7 protein-coding genes are annotated in these 9,967 nt (G+C 41.1%); 6 read left to right on the plus strand and 1 reads right to left on the minus strand.

What is annotated here, in order from left to right:
* The first annotated feature begins 87 nt into the window (after nt 1-87).
* The 6 genes from PGN18_RS15405 to PGN18_RS15430 all read left to right on the plus strand — a co-directional run bounded on the left by PGN18_RS15405 (nt 88) and on the right by PGN18_RS15430 (nt 8,719).
* Nucleotides 88-1,995 (plus strand): ABC-F family ATP-binding cassette domain-containing protein, encoded by a 1,908-nt coding sequence (locus PGN18_RS15405; protein WP_335320462.1) that lies wholly within the window; start codon nt 88-90, stop codon nt 1,993-1,995.
* Between the two features lie 246 nt (nt 1,996-2,241).
* Complete coding sequence (locus tag PGN18_RS15410; RefSeq protein ID WP_335320464.1) at nt 2,242-3,465, plus strand: type IX secretion system plug protein; 1,224 nt, start codon at nt 2,242-2,244, stop codon at nt 3,463-3,465.
* Between the two features lie 983 nt (nt 3,466-4,448).
* Complete coding sequence (locus PGN18_RS15415) at nt 4,449-5,414, plus strand: formylglycine-generating enzyme family protein (protein ID WP_335320465.1); 966 nt, start codon at nt 4,449-4,451, stop codon at nt 5,412-5,414.
* Between the two features lie 36 nt (nt 5,415-5,450).
* Nucleotides 5,451-6,770: a Gfo/Idh/MocA family oxidoreductase gene (locus PGN18_RS15420; RefSeq protein ID WP_335320466.1), complete on the plus strand. Its 1,320-nt coding sequence runs from the start codon at nt 5,451-5,453 to the stop codon at nt 6,768-6,770.
* 10 nt (nt 6,771-6,780) lie between these two features.
* Nucleotides 6,781-7,776 carry an FAD:protein FMN transferase gene (locus PGN18_RS15425; RefSeq protein WP_335320467.1) on the plus strand — a complete coding sequence of 332 codons (996 nt, stop codon included), beginning with the start codon at nt 6,781-6,783 and terminating at the stop codon, nt 7,774-7,776.
* A 19-nt stretch (nt 7,777-7,795) separates the two neighbouring features.
* Nucleotides 7,796-8,719: a hydroxypyruvate isomerase family protein gene (locus tag PGN18_RS15430; RefSeq protein ID WP_335320468.1), complete on the plus strand. Its 924-nt coding sequence runs from the start codon at nt 7,796-7,798 to the stop codon at nt 8,717-8,719.
* Between the two features lie 372 nt (nt 8,720-9,091).
* Here the strand turns inward: PGN18_RS15430 and PGN18_RS15435 are convergent.
* Nucleotides 9,092-9,967: alpha-amylase domain-containing protein (locus tag PGN18_RS15435; RefSeq protein WP_335320469.1), on the minus strand; the 876-nt coding region annotated here is incomplete at its 5' end.

Below are 9,967 nucleotides of genomic sequence, written 5' to 3' on the forward strand. Positions count from 1 at the left end.
ACAAATTATTAATAAAAAAAAACAAGGTTTCCCTATTTAACTTTCCCCCTGAGAAAAGCCTTTAAATTTCGTACTTTTGCAGCCGAAATGATTTCAATAAATAATTTAACTTTCCTGATTGGCTCAAGAGCCTTATACGATGACGCAAACTGGCACATCAAACCTGGTGATAGAGCCGGTTTAATTGGCGCCAACGGAACAGGAAAATCAACACTTTTAAAAATAATTGTAGGCGAATACGCACCAAGTTCAGGTACGGTTTCCATGTCTAAAGACTTGAAAATTGGCTACTTAAACCAGGATTTACTTTCTTACGATTCGCACCATAGCATTTTGCACGTGGCCATGGAAGCTTTTGAGCGCCAAAACCAGTTGCATGATGAGATTGAAGAACTGCTAAAAAAAATCGAAACGGATTATAGCGAAGAGGTTTTATTTAAATTGAGCGACAAACAGCAGGAATTTGAAGCTTTGGACGGCTACAACATCGAATATAGAGCAAACGAGATTTTAGCGGGTTTAGGTTTCAGTACGGCAGACCAATTGCGCCCGTTAAACACCTTTTCAGGAGGTTGGCGGATGCGGGTAATGTTAGCGAAGATTTTATTGCAAACACCTGATATCCTTTTATTGGATGAGCCAACCAACCATATGGATCTACCTTCCATTAAGTGGCTGGAAAACTATTTAATGAGTTTTGAAGGTGCCATTGTAATTGTATCTCACGATAGGTATTTCCTGGATAAGATCGTAAACCGCACGGTAGAATCGCGTAAAGGCAAGTTAACCGTATATGCGGGTAACTACAGCTTCTATGTGGAAGAAAAAGCCTTACGTGGAGAAATCCAGAAAGGTGAATTCAAAAATCAACAGGCCAAAATTAAACAAGAAGAGCGTTTAATTGAGCGTTTTAAAGCGAAAGCGAGTAAGGCTAAAATGGCCCAGTCACGCATGAAAGCTTTAGACAAGATGGAGCGTATTGATGATGTGGATGATGATAACCCAACCGTAAATTTTGCTTTCAAATTCTCAAAACCATCGGGCAGGCACGTGGTGCGCATAGAACACGCTACTAAGAGCTACCCAAATGTGCATATTTTGGATGATGCGGAAGGAGTGATCGAAAAAGGTGATAAAATTGCTTTAATCGGTGCAAACGGTAAGGGTAAATCTACTTTATTGAGAATGATTGCCGGCACCGAAAAATTTGAAGGTCTCTGCGAAACCGGTCATAATGTAACCACTACTTTCTTTGCACAGCACCAGTTAGAGTCGCTGCATTTAGAAAATTCAATTTTAGAAGAATTACAGGCATTTGCGCCAAAACATAGCGATACCGAATTACGAAGCATTTTAGGTTGTTTCTTATTTACCGGCGATGATGTTTTCAAAAAGATCAAAGTGCTTTCCGGAGGGGAAAAATCGCGTGTGGCCCTGGCTAAATCTTTAACCACGGATTCAAATTTCCTGATTCTGGATGAGCCTACCAACCACTTGGATATCCAATCGGTAAATATCCTGATCCAGGCATTAGACCAATTTGAAGGTACTTTTATTGCCGTATCTCACGATAGGTATTTCTTAGATAATGTGGCCAACAAAATCTGGTTTATAGAAGGCGGAAAAATTAAACAATACCCTGGTACTTATGCCGAGTATGAAGAATGGAACAGCAAAAGGGTAATTCCAGCAGCCAAACCTATTCCGGTTAAAATGCCTGAGAAACAAAAGGAACAGCCGAAACCAGTTACGCCTAACACGGCTAACCAGTTAAAAAAGCTGAACGACGAGCTGCAAAAAACAGAGAAATTGATTACCGAACTGGAGCAAAATATAAAAAGCATTGAGGCAGAACTGGCCGATGAAAATGTATACGGCAAAGCCGATAAATTGGCCGAGGCGAACAAACGTTATTTAGCAGCCAAACAAGAGTTAGATCACAGCCAAAATAAATGGGAAACACTGGCTGCAGAAATTATGGAGCTGGAAGGTTAGTTTTAAATACCAGTTAGTATAGATATAGCCGTTCGGATTTTACATCGGAACGGCTTTTTTGTTGTTTTGTGCGGTCAGATGTTACCATCTGACCTGAATTGAATCCATAGAAACAGGATTGATGTACAAACTGAAAATTAGATTTGTGTCAGATAATAATAGCTGACACCACGAATAATCCGTATTTCCGTGGCAACCCTTCACAACTCCATTTTGTCCCTTCCCAATAAAACTTTACTTTTAACCATGCAGAAGATAGTATTTACAGTTTTATTTTTCATCTCTATATCCGCCTTTGGGCAAAATGATAGCAAGTTTACTAACGAGAACAAAATTTATCTCCCGAATATTAAAACTGTACTTTGCTATAACAGCAATAAAGAGCAAAGTTTACCGGTAATCACGCTTAATTCTTCAGAAACCATCACTTTTTCTTTTGATGATCTGCTTGCCGGCACCCAAAACTACTGGTACACTATTGAACATTGTACCGCAGAGTGGGAGACCTCTAAAATCTCAAGCGTCGATTATTTAGGGAGTTTTAACGACGACCGCATCATCAACTACCGCTATTCATCCAACACGGCACGGAAATATACGCACTACGAAATCAGCTTGCCTAATAATCAGATCCAACCCAAAATTGGGGGTAATTATGTATTAAAAGTCTATTTAGATGGCGATAAAAACAAACCGGTTATTTCGCAGCGCTTCTACCTGCTTGATAATCAGGTAGCAGTAGCAGCAGATATCAGCAATTCCATGCAGGTGGAGAATCGGAACTACAAACAGAAAATCAACTTTACCATCAATCATACCTTCCCTATCTCAAACCCCTATCAGGATATAAAAGCTGTGGTGATGCAGAATTTTAATGCCAATACCATCCAGGTGAATACGAAACCAGCCTTTGTACGACCAAATCAACTGGTTTATAACGACCTCAATACCAATGATTTTTGGGGAGACAATGAGTTTAGAAAGTTTGACACCAGGAGTTTGCGTTACAAGGCAGATAATGTAAAAGACATTTATCGCGATAATCAATCCGTAAATGTGATACTTTTTCAGGATGCACCGCGAACAGTAGGTGCTTTTGCCAACCAGTTCGATGAAGACGGAAACTTTTTTATCCGCAATACCGATGGGCGCGACGATAAAACGGAAGCAGAATATATGAGCGTTTTATTTACCTTAAATGCCCCTGCTCCCAGCCCTAATGGCGATGCCTATGTGGTTGGCCGGTTTAATAATTATACCATGAGCAATGAAAACAAATTGCTTTATGATGCCAATAGAAAACAATTTTATGGCAATGTGATGCTTAAACAAGGTCTTTATGATTACGAGTATGCCTGGTACAACCAGGATACGAAAGTAATGGAAACCAGACCTTTCGAGGGTGCATTTTTCCAGACCGAAAACAGTTACCAGATTTTTGTTTATTATCGCCGCCCGGGTGCACGCTGAAATACACTGGTTGGTTTTACCAATTTAAGCAATAAAATTTCAGACAACAGGTAAGCAGTACCATTACAAAATCATAAGCTTAAATGACCTTACATCCCTTATATGGTAAAACCCTTTGCCTGTAACGGTCTAATATAACCAGATACAAGTGGAATTTATTCAAAGGTTCCTCACCAATTAGATCCTGAAACTAGTTACCATTGACACAATCCAATAGTGTGGTCGTCATCTCGACCGAAGCAACGCGGAGTGGAGAGATCTTTTAACATAGTTTAAAGATTTCTCCCCGCCTGTACGGGCAGGCCTGTCCGCACAGGCGGGCACTACGGTCGAAATGACGATACTTCAATACCATTCGCCTTCTTTAACATCTGTCCATTTATATTGATTTTTATAAAAAAATTATTCCTACCATTGACATTATTTTATGATTACCTATTAATGAGTTTGTTACGGCATCATGCATTTCCGCATAGCTAGGCCGTAGCATTGCATCCTCGTTCTACTTAAAACCGGCCTAACAAATTTTTCGGACTCCACCGACCGAGCCCTACTACTGGCTTTGAAAGAAAACGGCGTAGCCCTCATGAATGCAGCTGAAAACTATTAAAACGAATGAATAAATTTTCAGCCGGCGTTTTATTAATGGTTGTGTGCTGTTTTTATTTGTATTAATGAACTCGGCAAGGCCTCGGTTTTGGTTCTTTTTGACGCCAAAAAGAAGGAGCTAACCGGCGGCGGCGAGCCGAGGCAAGACTGTGCTGTGTGGCAAGATGTTATCTACATCAATAATGTTGATTTTTATGCCGTAAATTATCTTTTAAGATGACTTTAGCTATAATTGTCAAATTGACTTTTAATATTGATATACCTACCTTTATTGTTACATAAATTTTCTTTGTTTTAAATGTGGTTATTTACTTTAGTGTTTTAGAAAGTTACCAGATAAACACTAGAAGATCAAGCATATCTAACCAATAATCATGTTTAAAAAGTTAATTGCCTTAGCGTTAATCATTTCTCCTTGCGCACAGATTTTAGCACAAACGAACAACCAATCGTACACACAATCCATTAATGGAACCAAATTAAAATTCGATATGCAGGCTATACCGGCAGGCAAATTTAAAATGGGCAGTAAAACAGGAAAACCAGATGAGCAACCCGTTCACGAGGTTAAACTCGATGCTTTCTGGATCGGAAAACATGAAGTAACCTGGGATATCTTTGAGCCTTTCCTCTACCGCGATTACGAAAAGCAAGCCAGCGTTGGCGCTATTCCTGCTGAAGTGGATGCCGTTACCAGACCTACAAAACCCTATCTCGATATGACTTTTGGTATGGGTAAAGCAAACCAGCCTGCAGTAGCCATGACCCAATATAACGCCATCCAGTTTTGTAAATGGCTTTACATGCGTACAGGTGTTTTTTATCGTTTGCCAACAGAAGCTGAATGGGAATATGCCTGCAAAGCCGGAACAGAAGGCAATTATTCTTTCGGCGATGATGCTTCCAAATTAGGCGATTATGCCTGGTATAAAGATAACAGCGATAACAAAACACACCAGGTAGGACAAAAAAAACCAAACCCATGGGGATTATTTGATATGTACGGAAACGTGAGCGAATGGACCTACGACCAATACCTTCCAGATTTCTACAGTAAGAGCAAAGATAAAATTGCAGAAAACCCGGTGGCCATACCCGATAAACTTTATCCAAATGTAGTTCGCGGTGGTTCTTATGATGAAACACCCAACAATTTAACTTCAACAGCCAGATTGGCATCCGATCCGGCATGGAAACAGTTAGATCCACAGATTCCGAAAAGTAACTGGTGGTTCCCTGAAGCGCCCTTTGTTGGTATGCGTTTAGTCCGACCAACTAAAACACCATCTAAAGCCGAAATTGATGCTTATTATAATAAACAACCCATAAAAGACTTTTAACCCTACACTATCTAACCAAAAATAAAAACTAAACACATGAAAAAACCAATCAACCAACAAGATCGCCGCGATTTTTTAAAAGCAACAGCCATGCTGGCCGGCGGCGCGATGTTAAGCAGTATTCCATTGGCCGGCGCTTATGCTTCAGGGTCAGACACGATTAAAATTGCCTTAATAGGCTGTGGCGACCGTGGTACCGGAGCAGCTTTTCAGGCATTAAGCACGAAATTTAATATTAAACTGGTGGCCATGGCCGATGCCTTTCAGGATCGCCTGGACGGCAGTTACCAATCCTTAAGTTCGAAATTTGCAGCAAAAATGGATGTTCCGAAAGAACGCCAGTTTGTGGGTTTCGATGCTTATTTGAAAGCCATTCCATTAGCCGATGTGGTGCTGCTAACCACGCCTCCTGGTTTCCGCCCGATCCATTTCGAAGAGGCGGTTAAACAGAATAAACAAATTTTCATGGAAAAACCGGTTGCCGTAGATGCACCGGGTATCAGAAAAGTATTGGCCGCAGCGGAGGAAGCGAAAAAGAAAAAATTAAATGTGGTAGTAGGCTTACAGCGTCGCTACCAAACCAACTATCGCGAGTCGATGAAACGCATTAACGATGGTGCCATTGGCGATATCATGTCGGGCCAGGTGTATTGGAACAGCGGTGGCGTTTGGGTACGTCCGCGTACAGCAAACCAAACCGAAATGGAATATCAAATGAGAAACTGGTATTATTTCAACTGGTTATGCGGCGATCATATTGTAGAGCAACACGTGCATAATATTGATATTGCCAACTGGATCAAAAACGGACATCCGGTTTCGGTACAGGGAACGGGTAGCCGTGCCTGGAGAACAGGAAAAGACTACGGAGAGATCTATGATAATCACTCTATCGAATTAACCTATGCCGATGGTGCAGTAATCAATAGCCAGTGCCGCCATTTCGAAGGGATCAGTAACCGTGTGGATGAAACTTTTCAGGGTACAAAAGGCAAAATTTATCTTTCAGGCAGTAACCAGGCCATTATGAAAGATTATAGCGGCAAAGAATTATATAACCACAATACCAAAGGGAACGCCAATCCATATCAAACCGAGCATGATGAATTGTTTGATGCGGTTTCAAAGGGAGAATATAAATTCAGTAACGTCGATTATGCCGCTACCAGTACATTTTCGTCTATTATTGGCCGTTATGCTACTTATTCTGGTCAAACCATTAAGTGGGATGAGGCTTTAGCTTCGAACATCAGTTTAATGCCAGATCGTTTTGCATGGGATGCCAATCCAAAGTTAATGCCTGATGAAAAAGGATTATACCCTATCGCCATACCCGGACAAACAAAGGTGATCTAAAACTAAATAGATGCGTTATAGGTTTTTGCTTTTTATCTTGCCATTAATCTTTGCTTTCGCCCTGAAAAAAGAGTTAAAGCAGTATAAAATTAATGGTTTTGCACAGGGAACCGATTATGCCATTATGTACTATGCTACTGATAGTGTGGCCACTAAAGCGGGCATAGATAGCTTACTAAACGAAATTGATTTATCGATGTCGCTTTACAAAAAGGGATCATTGATAAATCAATTTAATACGGCCGGAAAAGAAATTAAAACCGATCGTTTTATGAACGACGTGCTTAAACGAAGTTTCGAAATCAATCAGGATACAAAGGGAATTTTCGATATAACCATTGCGCCATTGGTACAAGCCTGGGGTTTTGGGCCAAAAGAGGCAAAAAATGAACCCGATTCGCCAATAATTAGATCAATATTGGCTTGTGTGGGTATGCAAAAGCTAAAGCTAAAAGAAGGCGTACTGACTAAATTAAAACCCTGTATTCAAATCGATTTAAACGGAATTGCGCAGGGTTACAGTGTTGATTTAATTGCTGCTTATCTCGAAAAAAAAGGAATTAAACAATACGTAGCCGAGCTGGGCGGGGAAATTCGCATTTCAGGACCTAAACCTAATGGCGAAACCATGAAAATCGGTATTGAAGGTCCCGATAAAGATGGAACCCCGGTAATCAGGCATATCGCCGCGATAAATTCTGGCGCCATTACGACCTCAGGTAACTACCGGAAATTTCACCAGAGTGGAAAGAAAAAAATTTCTCACCTGATTGATCCTAAAACTGGCTATCCTTTAGATAATGAGATGATCAGCGTTACCGTTTACGCCAATGATGCCATTACAGCCGATGGATATGATAATGCCTTAATGGCCATGCACCTCAAAGATGCCATAGCCTTTGTAGAAAGCAGAAAAAACCTCGAAGCTTATTTTGTATACCGCCAAAAGGATGGCAAGGTAGCTGACACCCTAACTACGGGATTTAGAAAATTAATTACACCATGATCCTTTCAAAAACAAACTGATGAAAAGAAGTGAATTTATAAGAAACAGCTTATTTACCGCAGGCGCAATGGCTACCGGCGCAGGAATTACCAATACCTTTGCCGCTGAAAAGACAACTATCGCTGGTGACAAGGTTTTTAATCTTGATTATGCACCACACCAGGGCATGTTCCAAAACCATGCAGGCAAAAGTTTTTTAGATCAGATCCAGTTTATGTACGATAAAGGTTTCCGTTCTATTGAAGATAACGGTTACCTGGGCCGTTCCGTTGAAGAACAGGAGAAAATTGGAAATTTACTGGCTAAACTGGGCATGCGCATGGGTGTTTTTGTAGTAGATGGTGGCGATAACTGGAAAACTTCTTTAACTACAGGCAAAAAGGAGTTTAAAGATAAATTTGTGGAAACCTGCAAGAAATCAGTAGAAGCGGCCAAACGCTGTAATGCCAAATGGCTTACCGTAGTGCCCGGCTTTTATGAGCGCAACTTACCTTATGGTAATCAGTTCGCCAATGTAATTGATGCGATGCGTGCAGGTGCCGAAATTTTTGAACCCCATGGCCTGATTATGGTTTTAGAAACGTTGAGCGATACACCAGAGCTTTTCCTGCAAAAAACAAATGAAACTTATGCCGTTTGCAAAGCGGTAAACAGTCCTTCGTGTAAAATCCTTTACGACATTTACCACATGCAACGTACCGAAGGTGATTTAATTAAAACCATCGACCGTTGCTGGGACGAAATTGCCTACATTCAGATTGGCGATAATCCGGGCAGAAAAGAACCTACAACCGGAGAAATCAATTATAAAAACCTATTCAAACACCTGCATAGCAAAGGTTACAAAGGTGTGATGGGTATGGAACATGGCAACTCAAAAGGCGGAAAAGAAGGTGAGCTGGCCGTAATTTCGGCTTATAGAAGTGAGGATAATTTTTTGTAGATAGTTAAAAAATCCCACAGTAAAAATCGTCATTGCGAGGAGGAACGACGAGGCAATCTTTCATTCTGGTAATCCTTGCAGGGAAGATTGCTTCGTCGGCTGAAAGAGCCTTCTCGCAATGACGATTTCATGCCGTTTAAATCTGACAAAATAAATTATAGTTAAAGATAGCAAGTCCAGACAGATATCAAAAGAATGGTCATCCCATCCCGTGGTCTGTGTCCTCACAGACCACAACAGCCATTCCTTCTCCTACCTCACTTTCAACACCCATACCGAAACACTCCCTGCATTGCAATGAAATTCCGCACAGCCATTTTCATTAATAACCTCGCTGTGGTCTGTGTCCCCACAGACGACACGAGCCTCCTCCTATCCCACTTTCAACACCCACACCGAAACACTGCCCGCATTGCAGTGAAATTCTGCCCAGCCATTTTCATCAATCACTACTTCCTGCTGGCGATAGCCCAGCGCATCAACAAAGGTTTTTCCGGCAAAGTGTTTTCCAATTTCCATTTCTTTAAAACCTTCTTCTCCCGTACTTAACAATACGGCTAAACCACTATTTTCATGTTCTTCATCACCGGCACGGGTCCAGCCTACGCAAACGCCATGGTCAAAATAATCACGTTGCTCGCCATAAGCCAGGGTTGTACGGATTTTGCTCATGGTTTCTACCGCAGAAATGGCCACCAGCTCAACATGCACCTCATCACCCTCTTTGTCTTTATCATCATAAATTCCTCCATACAAATCAGGAAAAAACAAACACGGAATGCCCTGAATCCGCAATAAGATCATGGCATAAGCTAAAGGCCTGAACCAAAAATCGACATACGATTCCAGCGCTTGCAACGGTTGCGAATCGTGATTATCGACAAAGGTTACCGCTAAATCAGGCTTTACCTGTACCAGCGTTCCATCAAAAATCGTCCGCATATCAAAATCTTCTTCCTTACTCGCCAGGAAAAAATTATGGTGTAATAACGAATCGAATATTTGCGTTCGCCCGCCGGTAATTTCAATATAGTTCAACTGTCCGGCTACATCCACCACATTCCAATCCTCGGCCACGATAAAAAACTCGCGGTTATATTTTTGATTCAGGTGATCAATCCACTCTACAATAAAATCAGGATTGATATGTTTAACAGCATCTAACCTAAATCCATCCACTTTGGTGGTCTCCACGATCCATTCTCCCCAGTATTTTAATTCTTCAACTACAGCACGATTTCTGAAATC

It is taken from the genome of Pedobacter terrae (genome assembly GCF_036946585.1).
Classification (GTDB): Bacteria; Bacteroidota; Bacteroidia; order Sphingobacteriales; family Sphingobacteriaceae; genus Pedobacter; species Pedobacter terrae_C.